This is a genomic window from Mesopusillimonas faecipullorum, assembly GCF_020539505.1.
Classification (GTDB): domain Bacteria; phylum Pseudomonadota; class Gammaproteobacteria; order Burkholderiales; family Burkholderiaceae_B; genus Mesopusillimonas; species Mesopusillimonas faecipullorum.
Genome location: NZ_JACDXW010000002.1, coordinates 620,455 through 635,371 on the forward strand (window position 1 = coordinate 620,455; position 14,917 = coordinate 635,371).

Consider the following 14,917-nt stretch of genomic DNA (forward strand, 5'->3'; position numbering starts at 1 on the left):
CAAGCCACGCTATTCCTGAGTTTGGCTATGCTCGGAGAGTACCCGCCGAAAGGTTTCATTGGAAAAGCCCCGGGAAGCCATGAAACGAGCCTGTTTGGCGTACGACTTGGCGTCTTCGGGAGCCTGGGCGAATTTTTTCTGCCAAGCCTCTTGGGCACGCTCAAACTCGGTATCACGAAGTTGGTCGCGGATGACTTCCAGGTCGGCGGCTTCGAGACCATGCTGGCGAAGCTCTTGCATTACCAACGCAGTACCCCGCCCCACCCCACGTCGATGTGCCATTCCCTGCGCAAAACGCTGATTTGAGAGCCAGTTTTCGCGCTCTAGCTCGTCGAGCAGCGCTTGCAGCACCTCGGGTTCGTCGGGCGGCACATGGGGCGCCAATTTACGTGCAAGCTCTTGGCGGGAGTGTTCGCGCCTAGCAAGATAATTGACAGCCCTGGCCTTGAGTGAAATACCCGTGGGCGCCCGCTGTTTGCCCGGCGTGCCCGCATCATCGGGCGACGCCAGGGTTTCAAAGTCGTCGGGGGGGAAAGCCTTATTCCGCGTCATCCGGACCGGCGTTCTCTAGATCGTCGCCAGGCTCGCGGGCAGCATCGGGCATACCTACCACGCCCAAGTGCTCACGCACCTTGTTCTCGATCTCGCGTGCCATCTCTGGGTGCTCTTTCAGGTATTCGCGGGCATTGTCTTTGCCTTGCCCTATACGCTGCCCTGAATAGCTGTACCAAGCCCCTGACTTATCTACGATGCCAGCTTGAGCACCAAGATCGAGGATTTCGCCTTCACGCGAAATACCTGCGCCGTAGAGGATGTCGAATTCGGCCTGTTTGAAAGGCGGAGCCACCTTGTTCTTGACAACCTTAACCCGGGTTTCGTTACCAACGATTTCATCGCCCTTTTTGATATTGCCGATACGGCGGATATCGAGGCGCACAGAAGAGTAAAACTTGAGTGCATTGCCCCCTGTGGTGGTTTCAGGATTGCCGAACATAACGCCGATCTTCATGCGGATCTGGTTGATGAAGATGACCATGCAATTGGCACGCTTGATGTTTGCCGTAAGCTTACGCAGTGCCTGGCTCATGAGGCGAGCCTGAAGGCCAGGCAGGGAATCACCCATGTCGCCTTCGATTTCAGCCTTGGGCACCAGCGCAGCCACGGAGTCGATGACAATGAGATCTACCGAGCCCGAGCGCACCAGAGCATCGGTGATTTCGAGGGCTTGCTCGCCGGTGTCAGGCTGAGAGATCAGCAGGTCGGTAAGTTTGACCCCCAGGCTGGAGGCATATTGGACGTCGAGCGCATGTTCGGCATCGATAAAGGCACAAGTACCCCCTACCTTTTGCATTTCTGCAATCACTTGCAGCGTCAGTGTGGTCTTGCCCGAAGATTCAGGGCCGTAGATTTCGATGACACGACCACGCGGCAAGCCCCCGACGCCCAAAGCGATGTCCAAACCCAGCGACCCGGTGGAGACAACTTTGATGTCGTGCTCTACCTGGTTGTCGCCGTAGCGCATGATGGACCCTTTACCGAACTGTTTGTCGATTTGCGACAACGCTGCGGCCAATGCCTTAGCACGTTCGGCGGCGTTAGCCTTGCTTTGCTTGTCATCCATGAGCAATACCTTTTAGAAAGTGTATGGAACTGGCCAAGTTGCTTTTTACTAGGGCCAGCCAATTCTGTGATGGCGATTATGCACTAAATTATACTGGATAAATACACAGATAAGCTGAAGTGCGACATTCGCATCACGCTATACCCAAACATGCCTCAATAAGCTTTCAGGCATCTGTCAGCAGGTGGCGCTTAGAATCGCTTAATAGCACCCGCGCTCTTACGCCGTCTTCCCTGATCTGGCGAGAGCGCAGGCAAGGCTATCACACTGGCGCAACGCGCCCCGCGAACTGTAGTATGCGTAAGCCAGTGTGCTCACGACCCGATGCCCCGGCATCGGGTTTTTTTTGCCTGGCCGCCTCTAGCTAAAAAGACATCGCCTCGGGGGCCGTCAAACCGGCAAACACCAACACAGCGTGGCCGGCGGTTTTTGTCACATGGTTTAAGCGCACAGGCACGTTACACTGATAGCCTTACCGTTTCTCAACACGTCCTCTCATCGCTCATGTGGTTCAAGAATCTCAAGCTGTTTCGTCTCGCGCCTGAATGGCAACCCTCACTCGAAGCTTTCGAATCCGCCCTGGAAAAACACCCCTTCCAACCCGCTGGCCGGCAAAGCATGCAAAGCCTGGGCTGGGTTTCGCCCACCGAAGACGGCACGCTTGCTTACGTGCAAGAAGGTCAACGCCTAATTTCACTGCGCACCGAAAAAAAACTGCTGCCTTCCACCGTCATTAATCAGGTGGCTCGCGAAAAAGCTCAGGAAATCGAAGCGCAGCAAGGCTATAAGCCGGGTCGCAAGCAGATGAAGGAAATCAAGGAGCAAGTCGCCGACGAGTTGCTACCGCGTGCTTTCAGCCTTTGTCGCGACACCCGTGTGTGGTTCGACATGCGCAATCACTGGCTGGTCATTGACGCCGCCTCGGCTGCAAAAAGCGACGAAGTCTTGGGTCTATTGGCCAAAACCATGGACCCATTCCCCATTTTGCCCTTGGCAACACAGATGGCACCGTCTACGGCCATGACCGACTGGGTGCTATCAGAGGCCCCGCCCGCCGGATTTACCGTAGACCAAGAGGCCGAACTACGCTCATCTGGCGAAAGCCGTGCTGCTGTGCGGTATGTACGCCAAAGCCTAGACCCTGAAGAAATTCAGCGTCATGTGCAAGCAGGCAAACAATGCACTCGTTTGGCCCTCACTTGGGCAGACAAGGTGTCGTTCGTGATGACAGATACCTTAGACATCAAGCGGGTAGCCCCCTTAGATGTCTTGCAAGAGAACGCGCCACCCGCCGCCCCCGATGCCCGAGAGCAGTTTGACGCTGACTTCACTTTAATGACGGGCGAACTGTCTAAGCTCTTGGATAATATGGTTACCGCACTGGGCGGTTTTCACAAGCTATAAAGCATATCGCTAGCGCTCAGTTCTCTGGGCGCTGGCGTGCCGATTCCATTTGCATGGACTGCACTTTCGTTTCCAGGTCACTGATGCGGGCCAAAGCGCGTTCCAACAACGCAGCCTGAATGTCGAACTCTTCGCGCGTCACTAGATCCATACGCGAGAAGGCCTGCCCCATAAAAGCTTTAACATTCCGTTCTATATCAGCCGCAGGGCTTTTAGCAATAAGATCCGAGATATTGCGCTGAACATCGTCCAGCCAAGCCTTGTTGTTAAGCATATCGCCCTCCTGAGATAATCAGCTTCCGGCTCTCGAAGAACCGGAAGCCGCCATCATATTTTACTTCTGCTCGGCAGTAGGCGCCTGGGCGGCTTGCGTGCCATTGCCAATTGCGCCCTGAATGGCCTTGTCGGCACTGGCAGCGGCATCGGCAACGGCTTCCCTAGCCTTCTCAGCGGTGCTAGCCGCCATGTCGCCTAGAGACTCACCGTTGGCATTCGAAGAGGATTGCTCGGGGGCCGGCGTGGGCGTGGGGGCACTGTCGGGAGCCGGGGCTGCTTCAGGTGCTGGCGTAGGGGTAGCCTCAGGTGCCGGCGTGGGAGCCGGCGCCATGGCGCCTGGTGCAGGGGCGGGATCCACCATGCCTGAGGGAGCAGGCTCAGTGCCTGGCGCGGAGGCATCATTTTCTTTCGAGCAAGCGGCCAAGACAGTGGCGGAAGCAGCGACAGCCAGAATGGCGAGATAAGTACGGTTCTTATTCATGACGTCCTCTCTAAGGGAAAATCACCGCGGACCCTCTTGAGGGTATGGTTCCGGCGGCGACCAGTTTCAAATAAACCGGCACTGGGCCGACCTCAAGTAAAGTCTAGCAGCGCCTCTACCAGGCACCATTCAATCAGTGTAAACCCTAGTTACCGAGAAGGCGAGCGACTTAGCTGCTATTTAGCCGCCGAAACTGCTTGAGCAAGCTCACCCCATGGCCACCTTGTTCGCTGTCAAAAGCTTGCGTTCAGCCCTGTAACATCACGCTTTCTCAGCTTGCATCCGCCCATTCAGGGTCTGGGCGCGCCGCATTCGGAGTTGGTTCGCAAGCCCCATCCACACCCTTCTTCCAGCAGCGGACGACACAACACCCTGACACAAATTACCTTTGTGCCTACCGCTTTGGTTACATATTGTTTGAAGAGATAGCCAGTCAGATCAGCGTTTGCAGATCGATACGCTCGGCTCGGTTAAGCGCCGATGCCACCTTGACTCGCAAAGCATTAGAGTGCGCCTGACGAATTTCTCGTTTGACGTCGAGCAACTGTTGCGGGTGCATGGAAAAACACTTCAGGCCCAAGCCTAGCAGCATACGTGTTACCTGAGCGTCTCCGCCCATTTCGCCACAGATGGAAACAGGCTTGCCAAAGCGCTCCCCCGCATTGATGGTGCCCGATATCAACCTGAGCACAGCGGGATGCATGGGATCATATAAATCAGAGACTTCACTGTCTCCGCGATCGATGGCCAAGGTATACTGAATGAGGTCGTTTGTGCCAATGGAGAGGAAGTCCAACTCACGTGCAAAAGGCTCAATGGCGATGGCGATCGCGGGAATCTCGACCATGGCGCCCAGCTCTACCCGTCCATAAGGCAACCCGCGAACATCCAGTTCGCGCTCGGCTGCTGCCAATGCTTGTCGCACGGCATGCACTTCGTGCATATGTGAAATCATGGGAATCAACACACGCACGCGCCCATGATGAGCCGCTCGAAGCAAGGCTCGCAACTGAGCGCCAAAGATCTCGGGGTGCGCCAAGCAGTACCGAATGGCACGCAAACCCAGTGCGGGATTGGCCGCCACCGTGACATCACCAACCAAGGTCTTGTCCGCACCGATATCCAAGGTGCGTATGGTGACAGGCCGGCCATTCATGGTTTTGACGACATGCGCATAAGCTGCATATTGCTCGTCTTCGGTGGGTAAATGGCTGCGCCCCATGAAGAGAAACTCGCTGCGAAACAGCCCTATGCCGTCAGCGCCTTCACGCACGGCTATCTCGGCCTCTTCGGGCAGCTCGATATTGGCTTCCAAGGTGATCACCACGCCGTCCAAGGTGACCGCCTCCGCATCACGCAGCAGACCCAATTCTGCCCGGTCATCCTCGTAAGCCGCACGACGGCGTTGATACTCTTGCAGGATGAAATCGGGCGGATTGATAAGGACCGCTCCGGTCATGCCGTCGACCACCAGCAAGTCACCGTCACGCACCAGTCCACGCACGTTGTTCATACCCACTACAGCCGGCACGTTCATGCTGCGCGCCACGATGGCCGTATGAGAAGTTGGCCCACCCAAATCCGTCAAGAAGGCACCAAAATGCGCACCACGCAGCCTTAACATGTCAGCCGGGGAAATGTCGCGCGCGACAACGATCAGACCTTCCTCATCTTGCACCGCAGGCATATCGGGTAAAGCAGCGCTCTCGTCGCCTGCCAGCACGCGCAAAATCCGCTCTATGACCTGACGGATATCCGCACCCCGCTCTCGCAGGTAGTCGTCTTCCATGCTGTCGAACTGTTCGGCCAGGATCTGCCCTTGCGTGGTCAGTGCCCATTCAGCGTTGTATAACCTTTCGGTGATCAGCGAGACGGTCTGCTGCGCGAGCATCGGGTCATCCAGCAGCATGCTGTGCACCGTCAGCAAGGCCGCCATTTCTCGTGGCGCATCACTGGGCAAAGACGCCACCATGCACTGCAGTTCGTCGCGAGCTGACGCCATGGCTTCACGGAGTCGCTGGCACTCTCCGGCTACATCATCCGTCTGAATGCGATAATGCGCCACTTCGAGCGCGGCGGCCCCCATGACGACCGCACGACCTATTGCATAGCCTTTGACGACACCCTGGCCCCGCATACAGACCATCGTCTGCGTCCCGGCATGGTTCTCGTTTGCCTGTGCCTTCATTGTGCCGCTCCCCTTGGGGCCTACCTTGAGCTAATACGGTTTTACGTTATTCGGGTTCGCCGAACTTATCTTCAAACAATTGATGTATGGCCTGCAAAACCTCTTCAGCCTGCGGACCGCTGGTGTCTACTGTTACCGTGACACCTAAACCTGCCGCCAACATCATGACGCCCATAATGCTCTTGGCGTTCACGCGTTGCGTACCCCGCGTGATAAAGATTTCACAATCGGTGTAGCGACTGGCAAGCTGCGTAAGCTTCGCTGCTGCGCGAGCATGCAAGCCCAGCTTGTTGGTGATGACGATATCCATGGTGTTCTGCATACACACTGTTCCTGCAATCAAGACGAAGAAGGGCCCATAACTGCCAAACCCTCGCATACATCGACCACCCCTTTTCGTCCTGCCTCCGCAACTCGGGAGGCCAGAGAGCGCAGATCGATGTCGGTAGTCGTCAGCGACTTGAGCACCATACAAAGATTGGTACCCGTCAGCAAAGCGGCGCGTTCACCTTCGCGATTCAGCTGGCGCACTACGCGCCGGGCGATATTGAACGGCGTTGCCCCAAATACATCACACAACAAAAGAAAACCATGTTCGTGTGCATTGGGATCATTCATGTTGGAAAAGCGCTCGAGCAGTTGCTGGCACATGGCTTCGGTATCAACGTCAGCCGGCACGTCCACGCATTCAACATTGGGCTTGTGGCCGAGCACATGCTCGGCGCAATCCCGCCAGGCGGAAGCCAGCGGCTCGTGCGCCACCAGAACCACCCTGGGGGTACCCATCTTACTGCGCCACCCGGCGCTCCAGCGCCTGCACAAAGGTGTCTGCTACGTCGAAGCCCGTTTGCTCGGTAATCTCGACGAAGCAGGTGGGGCTGGTGACGTTGATCTCGGTCAGATAGTCGCCGATGACATCCAAGCCTACGAGCAGCAGCCCGCGCTCGGCCAAGACAGGGCCTATAGCCTGGGCGATCTCCAGGTCTCGTGGCGACAAAGGCTGCGCCACACCACGACCGCCCGCCGCCAGGTTACCCCGCGTTTCACCCGCAAGCGGGATACGCGCCAAAGCATATGGGACCGGTTGCCCATCTATGATGAGAATGCGTTTGTCACCCTTGACGATCTCGGGTATGTAGCGCTGCGCCATAATGGTACGCGCACCGTTGTCTGTCAGGGTTTCGAGAATCGCACCCAGATTCGGCTCGGTCGGTTGCAAGCGAAAAATACCCATGCCGCCCATGCCGTCTAGCGGCTTGACGACGACGTCGCCATGCTGGGCATGAAAAGTCCTCAGGCGCACCATGTCACGAGATACCAGCGTAGGCGAGGTGAACTGCGCAAACTCGGTAATAGCCAGCTTCTCGGGATGCGTACAGATAGCCTGCCCCGCGTTGAAGACTCTGGCCCCCTGCTGCTGAGCATAAGCCAGCAAATGCGCGGAGTAGAAGTATTCCATGTCGAAGGGAGGATCTTTGCGCATGATCACCGCATCGAAATCCCGCAGGTCGGTCTCGAAGCCTGACGACTCAACCCACCACCCAGGTTCATGCAGATCGGCATTCTCTACCAGGGAGATCGGCGTAGCATGTGCGCGAACGGCACCGGCCTCGATGAAGAGATCGGCCTGCAGCGCTACACTTATGCGATGCCCGCGAGCCACCAACGCCCGCATCATGGCGACGGAAGAATCCTTATATGCCTTTAGAGAAGGCAGAGGGTCCACGATGAAAAGTACGTGCATACAAGCAGCCGGTAGACAAACGGGCCACCCCACCTGAGGATGGCCCGTTTACGGAAAATGAAAATCAGGAAGCCGCTTCGCCTGGCTTACCAGTGGGTGCCTTGCGTTTGGGCGCCAATACCATAACCATCTGGCGGCCTTCCATCTTGGGCATAGCCTCTACTTGAACGAGTTCGCCCAAGTCGGCTTTGACACGTTCGAGCACTCGCATACCCAGCTCTTGGTGAGCCATTTCGCGACCACGGAAGCGCAAAGTCACTTTAGCTTTGTCGCCTTCGTCGATGAAGCGTCGCAGGTTACGCAGCTTAACTTGATAATCACCCTCGTCGGTACCAGGACGGAATTTCACTTCCTTGACCTGAATGACCTTTTGCTTGGAGCGCGCCTCGGCCTGACGTTTTTGTTCCTGGTATTTGAATTTGCCATAATCCATCAGCCTGCATACAGGCGGCGCGGCATTCGGCGCGATTTCGACCAGATCAACATCGTGTTCTTCTGCCAAATCGAGTGCTTGCGGAAGCTTGACGATGCCAAGCTGCTCGCCCTCTACACCTATGAGACGCACCTCGGGGACACGAATTTCACCGTTGATGCGATGGGCTTTATCGGTTGCGATATCCAGAACTCCTTACTGAAAACAAATAAATCGCCGCTTGGGAACAGCACTAGGCCTAACTGCGGCGGGCGTTAATTTCTTCTTGCAATAATTGGGAGAAAGCTTGCTCGGACATGACCCCCAGGTCGCGCCCTCCCCTGGCACGCACGGCCACCGCTGAGCTTTCTCGCTCTTTTTCCCCGACAACGAGGATATACGGCACCTTCTGCATGCTGTGCTCTCTGATTTTACGGGTGATTTTTTCACCGCGCAAATCCGCGCTAGCCCTAAACCCTTGTTTTTTCAGGCTTCGCGCAATTTGCTCGGCATAATCGGCTGAAGGCTCTGAAATACAGCACACAACCACATGCTCGGGGGCCAGCCAGGCAGGCATCGCGCCGGCATGATGTTCGATCAGCATACCGATGAAACGCTCAAACGAACCCAATATGGCTCGGTGCAGCATGACCGGCGTGCGGCGCTGGTCTTGGGCATCTACATATTCAGCGCCCAAACGCTGGGGCATGGAGAAATCCACTTGTATCGTGCCGCACTGCCAATGGCGCCCAATGGCATCCTTAAGGGTATATTCGATCTTAGGTCCGTAGAAGGCGCCGTCACCCTCGGAAATCTCAAACTCACAACCTGTGCGCTTGAGGCTGTCCATCAAGGCTTGCTCGGCCTTGTCCCAGACTTCGTCGGCCCCGATGCGCTTTTCAGGGCGAGTCGCCACTTTGTAAAGAATCTCGGTAAAGCCGAAATCGGCGTAGACTTTTTGCAACAGTGCAGTGAAGTCTGCGCATTCGTCTTGCAGTTGCTCTTCAGTACAGAAAATATGGCCGTCGTCTTGGGTAAAGCCGCGCACCCGCATCATGCCGTGCAAAGCGCCCGAAGGCTCGTTGCGATGGCACTGGCCAAACTCGCCATAGCGTATGGGCAGTTCGCGATAGGAATGCAGATTCGAATTGAAAATCTGCACGTGGCCCGGACAGTTCATGGGCTTAAGACCGTAAGTGCGGTTCTCGGACTCGGTCGTGAACATGTTCTCCGCGTAGTTATCCCAGTGCCCCGTCTTTTTCCAAAGCGACAAGTCGAGAATCTGTGGCGCCTTGATCTCTTGGTAGCCATTCTCTTGGTAGACGCGGCGCATGTACTGCTCGACCTGCTGCCAAAGCGTCCAGCCTTTGGGATGCCAGAAAATCAGCCCTGGGGCTTCTTCTTGGAAATGGAAGAGATCCAGCTCGCGCCCCAAACGTCGGTGATCACGCTTCTCGGCCTCTTCTATCATGTGCAGATAGGCGGCCTGCTCTTCTTTGGTTGCCCAAGCCGTGCCGTAAATACGCTGCAGCATCTCGTTGTTGCTGTCGCCGCGCCAGTATGCGCCGGCCACCTTCATCAACTTGAATACCTTGAGCTTGCCAGTAGAAGGTACGTGGGGCCCACGACACAAGTCGATGAACTCACCCTCTCGGTAGAGGCTGATAGCTTCGTTGCTGGGAATTGAAGCGATGATCTCGGCCTTATAGGTTTCGCCTATGCTCTTGAAGAACGCAACCGCATCATCCCGCAACCACTCTTCACGCACGACAATCTCATCCTTACGGGCGAGCTCGGCCATTTTCTTTTCTATGGCTTCCAGGTCCTCAGGCGTAAACGGGCGCTTGTAGGCAAAGTCGTAGTAAAAGCCGTTGTCGATGACCGGCCCTATCGTGACCTGGGCCTCGGGGAACAAGGATTTGACCGCGTAAGCCAACAAATGCGCGGTAGAGTGGCGTATGAGGTCGAGCCCGTCTGGGTCTTTTGCGGTAACGATGGCGACCTGAGCGTCTTGATCGACGATGAAGCTGGTATCCACCAGACGGCTCTCTTGTTGGCCGGCAATTGTTACCCGCCCTGCCAAGGCAGCTTTGCCCAAACTTGTAGCAATGGAGCTCGCGATGTCGTGCACTGACACCGGAGCTGGGTAGCTACGCTGGGAACCATCGGGCAGGGTGATCTGAACCATGTGTTGTCCTGAAATGCAAAAACGCGGCCGGGGCCGCGTTGACACTGTTTTGATGCGAGCTTGATGAAAGCAAGGCCCAGGGGCAACGCGACTGCGGTCAAACCAGCAGGCACGTTCGCTCGGTAGGGGCAAATAGACTGAAGGCGCGCATCCGCTTGCAAAAATATTTTATAGTCTGTTAGTGTAACACCTAATAACGTATCACACGGCAGAACCTGGATACGCGCCTACCTTGCAAGTGCTTAAGCCGAAGTTAGTTTAAGCCCCACGATACCCGCAACAATCAGGCCCGCACTAAGCAAACGCCCGGCATTCATGGGCTCACTGAATAGCACGATACCCAGAGCCACGGTAAACGCGGCCCCAATGCCCACCCATACGGCGTAGCCGGTACCAACAGGCAACACTTTAAGCGCCAAGCCCAGCAGGCCCATGCTAATGATCATGCAGGCGGCAGTAGCAAGCGACGGCCATAAGCGAGTAAACCCTTCGGTGTATTTCAAGCCTATGGCCCAGCCGGTTTCGAAAAGACCGGCAATAAACAATACAACCCAAGCGGTGGTAGTTGACATGAGATGACTCCGGAAACCCGAGGTCGTCCCCGGAATAAACATGGCAAGTTGCCCGGGCCGTCCCTGGCACCACTCGTGCACTCATAATTATACCTACCGGTTCATATACAGCCAGTTGTCAACTGAACATCAAGTTCTGTTATGGTTCTGTCTGACTCGCCCTTTGCTTTTTTCCCACCAGGTTTAACCCATGGATAATCTGCTCACCCGCCACACTGCGTTTTATCTGGCCTGTTTGGGCACCCTTGTTTTTCTGGGCCTGGCTTTGTCTCAAGGTGGGTGGTGGTGGCTGTTGGCCTTGATATGTTTGGCCCTGACTCTGCGCGGCATGTACGAACTGCACCAGATTCGGCACGCCGTACTCCGCAACTACCCTATCATCGGCAACCTGCGTTATTTTTTCGAGTTCATCCGCCCCGAGATCCGCCAGTATTTTGTTGAAAGCGATGCCGAGGAACTGCCCTTCTCCCGCACTCAACGCTCTTTGGTCTATCAGCGCGCAAAGCGTGAAACCGACAAACGGCCATTCGGTACACAAGAAGACGTCTACGGTGATCGCTACGAATGGATCAACCACTCCATGGCGCCGGCCCCCGTTATTGATGCCTCAAGCTTTCGCATCACCGTGGGCGGCCCCGAGTGCACCCAACCCTACTCCCTATCGGTACTCAACATTTCGGCCATGAGCTTCGGTGCGCTTTCGGCCAATGCGGTACGCGCCCTGAACAAAGGGGCTCAGTTAGGTGGTTTCGCTCACGACACAGGCGAAGGCGGCGTCAGCCTGTATCACCTTGAACACGGCGGCGACCTCATCTGGAACATTGGTTCAGGCTACTTTGGCTGCCGCGACGAGGCCGGCCACTTCAACGAAGAAAAATTTGCCGAACGCGCGCGCTTGCCCTCTATCCGCATGATAGAAATCAAGCTGTCGCAAGGGGCCAAGCCCGGTCATGGAGGCATGTTGCCAGGCTCCAAGGTCACTCCTGAAATCGCCCAAGCTCGCGGCATTCCTGTCTGGAAAGACTGCAACTCACCGGCCCAACACAGCGCTTTTCGCACGCCCATAGAGCTTATGCATTTCATTAGGCGCCTGCGCGAGCTTTCGGGCGGAAAGCCCGTGGGCTTTAAGTTATGCGTAGGCCACCCCTGGGAATGGTTCGCCATTGCCAAGGCCATGATAAAAACCGGCATCACTCCCGATTTCATCGTGGTAGACGGTGCGGAAGGCGGCACCGGTGCCGCGCCTGTAGAGTTCGTCAATCACGTGGGGACGCCCTTACGAGAAGGCCTGCGCCTGGTACACAACACACTGGTAGGTATAGGGCTGCGTGAGCAGATCAAATTAGGTGCTTCGGGCAAAATCATCAGCGCATTCGACATGGCCCGCATCATGGCACTGGGTGCCGACTGGTGTAACAGCGCCCGCGCTTTCATGTTTGCGGTGGGCTGCATTCAGGCGCAAACCTGCCACACCGGCAACTGCCCCACTGGCGTCACCACGCAAGACCCTCGCCGCCAGCGCGCGCTGGTCGTTGAAGACAAGTCGGAACGCGTCGCCAACTACCATAGCAACACGCTGCGGGCATTAGCCGAGCTAGTAGCCGCTGCTGGTTTGAATCATCCCGACCAGCTGCGCCCCCACCACATTGCGCGACGCATATCCAGCACCGAGGTTCGCGTATTGTCGGCCCTGTTTCCTGATCTGGGCAAAGGCGAATTGCTAGACGGCAAGTATAGGCAAACCCTGTTTCGCGTTACCTGGCCTATGGCTCAAGCCGAATCGTTTGAGCCCTTATATAGCTTGAGCGCGGCCATGTCGGGCCATGTGGATACGAGCCCGACTCAACAACAAGCCGCTAATTAAACGCAGTGAGCCTAGCGCCCAGCCGCCTTGACTGAGACTCCGAAGGCAAGGCCCATATCGGTTTTGGGAAAGTCCGTCATCCGCACACGCACTTCCTCTTCGCTCACCCCCAGAACACGGTTGGCGGCACGGCTTAGCTCGCGCATGACGTCAGCCTTAAGCTGCTCTGAGCGCCCTTCTATCATGTCCATTTCGTACTCGACGGCCATGGTGTCGAACTTGCCACCATTCAAATAATGACCTGCCGGCAACTCATGCAAGACTATGCGCACCGAAGGCAAAGGTGCCTTCAGGGCATCGACAACCGCATCACTACTTGCTAACAGCAGTTGCTGCTTCTGATCAGGGCTAAGCGGCTGAGTGACGGTGATAGTAACGAACGGCATAAAGCATCCTCAAAATCGTCTGGCATGAAAGCGCCACTTTATCACCGGGATTCAACTTAGGCATAAGAATGGCTTTAAGAGGAACCCCAGCGATTCTTGCCTGTCTTATCAGATGCGCCCGCACACGACAGTAGCCGTTAACAACCCGCTCGTCAGCACCACTGGCATAATGCGGGCTGCACACCAGGCGTGCCCCACCTTTTAAGACATAAGGAGTTCACCGTGTCCCTGCTTCGCCCTTTGGCCTTGGCCACCCTTGTTTTCGCCGGTTTACTGAGCGCCTGCTCACGCACCGACCCTTTAGGCGATGTGGGCGGCATCTCTTTAGCGCAAGCAGAAATGGGGCGGGAGTTCACGCTGACCGACGCAGAGGGCAAAACGAGGTCGCTGGAAGACTTCAAAGGTAAGGCTCTGGTGGTTTTCTTTGGTTTTGTGCAGTGTCCCGATGTCTGCCCTACCTCTTTGCTTAGAGCCTCGAAGGTTCAAGAGTTGTTAGGTGACGACGCCGAGCGCGTGCAAGTGGCCTTTATCACCGTAGACCCCGAGCGCGACACACCAGAAATCCTTAAAGCCTATACATCGGCCTTTGACCCAGGCTTCATCGCGCTTACCGGCACACCCGAGCAAATTGCCCGCACAGCCAAGGAATACAAGGTCTTCTACCAAAAGGTACCTACGGGTTCCAGCTACACGATAGACCACACGGCACTCTCTTACGTACACGATACCGAAGGCAAGCTGCAGCTTGCCCTGCGTCACGAACAGACGCCCCAAGAAGTCGCGGCGGACCTGCGTAAAGTACTTTCTTTACATTGATTCGCACATCTGAAAAAAGCGTGCTATAATCTTTTTCTCTTTCCCCGATAGCTCAGTCGGTAGAGCGACGGACTGTTAATCCGCAGGTCGCAGGTTCGAGCCCTGCTCGGGGAGCCAAGTATATGCAGTAAGATCAAGCGCTTAGGTTTTATGACCTAGGCGCTTTTTCTTTGTATATGTGCCGCGATATGAGACACCGTCTCATATCCAGTAGTTTGTGATTTCCGCCGTGAGCTGGTGGGCTTTCAAAGCGGGCTTTCCCACTACTTGCAAGTAAAAGACCAGCCTAGGGTATATAGGCTGGTCTACTTTTACCTACCAGGCAATCTCCCCCTACTCATTTGGGTGGTTTTGCCGATAAAACTCCCACTCATCCACTCGGGTGCCGTCCGAGAGCACGCACGTAGTGACGTCACCCTGTGGGCTTTCTTTGATATCCAGCGTACCGCCTCGTTCTATGCAATAAACCGAGGCGGGGTTGGGTAAGCCGAGGGTAAGCACAGGATCTGGCCCCGTCACCGTGCAAGCCGCCAACAAGAGGGCAGCCGCCCCTATTCCAATGATGCGCATAACAACTCCTCATGTGTTTGAGTGATTGTATGCTCAAGGACTTTGGAAAAACACAGTGCGCATAATGCGCCACCTGGCGCCTAGACACCGCTGCTCGGCTGCCGAAGGGCCTCAGCTCTCGGCGTCTATCAATTGCTCGGCCAGTTTTTTACCGCCTTGGGTTCCTTCTTCTTGGGAAGTGAAGGTGTATTCGTGTTCGGCAGTCATGAGCAAGGTGCCTTGGCCGCCGGCCCCGCCTTCAAAAATATCGACCCAAACCAGCCACTTGCCTGGCCGCAGACTGGAGGGTTCGCAGTGAACGGCATAACTGTGGTCGCGGTAATCTTCTGTGTGGATAGGATGCTCGACTTTCATTGCTTGTCTCCTGGAGTGCGGATGAACCATCGTTGCTGCCC

17 protein-coding genes and 1 tRNA gene are annotated in these 14,917 nt (G+C 56.0%); 4 read left to right on the forward strand and 14 right to left on the reverse strand.

Annotated elements, in window-relative coordinates:
* Positions 1-9 precede the first annotated feature (9 nt).
* A complete protein-coding gene (recX, locus tag H0484_RS06225) occupies positions 10-552 on the reverse strand; it encodes a recombination regulator RecX (RefSeq protein WP_226953668.1) in 543 nt (180 codons plus the stop codon).
* Positions 539-1,621, reverse strand: coding sequence for a recombinase RecA (gene recA, locus H0484_RS06230; RefSeq protein ID WP_226953669.1), 1,083 nt, complete (start codon positions 1,619-1,621; stop codon positions 539-541). Before recA ends, recX begins: the two co-directional genes overlap by 14 nt.
* 504 nt (positions 1,622-2,125) lie before the next feature.
* On the opposite strand from recA, the gene H0484_RS06235 reads away from it, so the two are divergent.
* Complete coding sequence (locus H0484_RS06235) at positions 2,126-3,025, forward strand: recombination-associated protein RdgC (RefSeq protein ID WP_226953670.1); 900 nt, start codon at positions 2,126-2,128, stop codon at positions 3,023-3,025.
* A 16-nt stretch (positions 3,026-3,041) separates the two neighbouring features.
* Here the strand turns inward: H0484_RS06235 and H0484_RS06240 are convergent, their stop codons facing one another.
* The 9 genes from H0484_RS06240 to H0484_RS06280 form a co-directional block, all read right to left on the reverse strand.
* A complete protein-coding gene (locus H0484_RS06240; RefSeq protein ID WP_226953671.1) occupies positions 3,042-3,299 on the reverse strand; it encodes an accessory factor UbiK family protein in 258 nt (85 codons plus the stop codon).
* A gap of 60 nt (positions 3,300-3,359) precedes the next feature.
* Entirely contained in the window at positions 3,360-3,782 is a 423-nt protein-coding gene (locus H0484_RS06245; RefSeq protein ID WP_226953672.1) for a hypothetical protein, read from the reverse strand.
* 433 nt (positions 3,783-4,215) lie between these two features.
* Positions 4,216-5,919 carry a phosphoenolpyruvate--protein phosphotransferase gene (gene ptsP, locus H0484_RS06250; protein WP_226953726.1) on the reverse strand — a complete coding sequence of 568 codons (1,704 nt, stop codon included), beginning with the start codon at positions 5,917-5,919 and terminating at the stop codon, positions 4,216-4,218.
* A gap of 97 nt (positions 5,920-6,016) precedes the next feature.
* Entirely contained in the window at positions 6,017-6,292 is a 276-nt protein-coding gene (locus H0484_RS06255) for an HPr family phosphocarrier protein (RefSeq protein ID WP_226953673.1), read from the reverse strand.
* Positions 6,293-6,309: 17 nt separating this feature from the next.
* On the reverse strand, positions 6,310-6,756 hold the full coding sequence (locus tag H0484_RS06260) for a PTS sugar transporter subunit IIA (RefSeq protein ID WP_226953674.1): 447 nt from the start codon (positions 6,754-6,756) through the stop codon (positions 6,310-6,312).
* Position 6,757: 1 nt separating this feature from the next.
* A complete protein-coding gene (gene gshB, locus H0484_RS06265) occupies positions 6,758-7,714 on the reverse strand; it encodes a glutathione synthase (RefSeq protein WP_226953675.1) in 957 nt (318 codons plus the stop codon).
* Between the two features lie 64 nt (positions 7,715-7,778).
* On the reverse strand, positions 7,779-8,336 hold the full coding sequence (gene infC / locus H0484_RS06270; protein WP_226953727.1) for a translation initiation factor IF-3: 558 nt from the start codon (positions 8,334-8,336) through the stop codon (positions 7,779-7,781).
* Between the two features lie 49 nt (positions 8,337-8,385).
* Complete coding sequence (gene thrS, locus H0484_RS06275) at positions 8,386-10,314, reverse strand: threonine--tRNA ligase (protein ID WP_226953676.1); 1,929 nt, start codon at positions 10,312-10,314, stop codon at positions 8,386-8,388.
* Positions 10,315-10,556: 242 nt separating this feature from the next.
* Complete coding sequence (locus H0484_RS06280; RefSeq protein ID WP_226953677.1) at positions 10,557-10,886, reverse strand: DMT family transporter; 330 nt, start codon at positions 10,884-10,886, stop codon at positions 10,557-10,559.
* Positions 10,887-11,076: 190 nt separating this feature from the next.
* Here H0484_RS06280 and H0484_RS06285 point away from each other — a divergent pair, with 190 nt between their 5' ends.
* Positions 11,077-12,750 carry an FMN-binding glutamate synthase family protein gene (locus tag H0484_RS06285; RefSeq protein WP_226953678.1) on the forward strand — a complete coding sequence of 558 codons (1,674 nt, stop codon included), beginning with the start codon at positions 11,077-11,079 and terminating at the stop codon, positions 12,748-12,750.
* A gap of 11 nt (positions 12,751-12,761) precedes the next feature.
* Here H0484_RS06285 and H0484_RS06290 read toward each other — a convergent pair whose 3' ends face one another.
* A complete protein-coding gene (locus tag H0484_RS06290; RefSeq protein WP_226953679.1) occupies positions 12,762-13,136 on the reverse strand; it encodes a tautomerase family protein in 375 nt (124 codons plus the stop codon).
* Between the two features lie 222 nt (positions 13,137-13,358).
* On the opposite strand from H0484_RS06290, the gene H0484_RS06295 reads away from it, so the two are divergent.
* Positions 13,359-13,952, forward strand: coding sequence for an SCO family protein (locus tag H0484_RS06295; RefSeq protein WP_390624816.1), 594 nt, complete (start codon positions 13,359-13,361; stop codon positions 13,950-13,952).
* Between the two features lie 41 nt (positions 13,953-13,993).
* Positions 13,994-14,069 (forward strand) — tRNA-Asn (locus H0484_RS06300).
* Between the two features lie 216 nt (positions 14,070-14,285).
* On the opposite strand, the gene H0484_RS06305 is transcribed toward H0484_RS06300, so the two are convergent.
* Both H0484_RS06305 and H0484_RS06310 read right to left on the reverse strand, forming a co-directional pair.
* Positions 14,286-14,522: a putative hemolysin gene (locus H0484_RS06305; protein ID WP_226953680.1), complete on the reverse strand. Its 237-nt coding sequence runs from the start codon at positions 14,520-14,522 to the stop codon at positions 14,286-14,288.
* Between the two features lie 111 nt (positions 14,523-14,633).
* On the reverse strand, positions 14,634-14,876 hold the full coding sequence (locus tag H0484_RS06310) for a hypothetical protein (RefSeq protein WP_226953681.1): 243 nt from the start codon (positions 14,874-14,876) through the stop codon (positions 14,634-14,636).
* Positions 14,877-14,917: the final 41 nt, after the last annotated feature.

Bases quoted from the DNA above. Each gene is read 5' to 3' on its own strand.
- recX (WP_226953668.1), bottom strand. From the start codon at position 552: ATGACGCGGAATAAGGCTTTCCCCCCCGACGACTTTGAAACCCTGGCG.
- recA (WP_226953669.1), bottom strand. From the start codon at position 1,621: ATGGATGACAAGCAAAGCAAGGCTAACGCCGCCGAACGTGCTAAGGCA.
- H0484_RS06235 (WP_226953670.1), top strand. From the start codon at position 2,126: ATGTGGTTCAAGAATCTCAAGCTGTTTCGTCTCGCGCCTGAATGGCAA.
- H0484_RS06240 (WP_226953671.1), bottom strand. From the start codon at position 3,299: ATGCTTAACAACAAGGCTTGGCTGGACGATGTTCAGCGCAATATCTCG.
- H0484_RS06245 (WP_226953672.1), bottom strand. From the start codon at position 3,782: ATGAATAAGAACCGTACTTATCTCGCCATTCTGGCTGTCGCTGCTTCC.
- ptsP (WP_226953726.1), bottom strand. From the start codon at position 5,919: ATGCGGGGCCAGGGTGTCGTCAAAGGCTATGCAATAGGTCGTGCGGTC.
- H0484_RS06255 (WP_226953673.1), bottom strand. From the start codon at position 6,292: ATGCAGAACACCATGGATATCGTCATCACCAACAAGCTGGGCTTGCAT.
- H0484_RS06260 (WP_226953674.1), bottom strand. From the start codon at position 6,756: ATGGGTACCCCCAGGGTGGTTCTGGTGGCGCACGAGCCGCTGGCTTCC.
- gshB (WP_226953675.1), bottom strand. From the start codon at position 7,714: ATGCACGTACTTTTCATCGTGGACCCTCTGCCTTCTCTAAAGGCATAT.
- thrS (WP_226953676.1), bottom strand. From the start codon at position 10,314: ATGGTTCAGATCACCCTGCCCGATGGTTCCCAGCGTAGCTACCCAGCT.
- H0484_RS06280 (WP_226953677.1), bottom strand. From the start codon at position 10,886: ATGTCAACTACCACCGCTTGGGTTGTATTGTTTATTGCCGGTCTTTTC.
- H0484_RS06285 (WP_226953678.1), top strand. From the start codon at position 11,077: ATGGATAATCTGCTCACCCGCCACACTGCGTTTTATCTGGCCTGTTTG.
- H0484_RS06290 (WP_226953679.1), bottom strand. From the start codon at position 13,136: ATGCCGTTCGTTACTATCACCGTCACTCAGCCGCTTAGCCCTGATCAG.
- H0484_RS06305 (WP_226953680.1), bottom strand. From the start codon at position 14,522: ATGCGCATCATTGGAATAGGGGCGGCTGCCCTCTTGTTGGCGGCTTGC.
- H0484_RS06310 (WP_226953681.1), bottom strand. From the start codon at position 14,876: ATGAAAGTCGAGCATCCTATCCACACAGAAGATTACCGCGACCACAGT.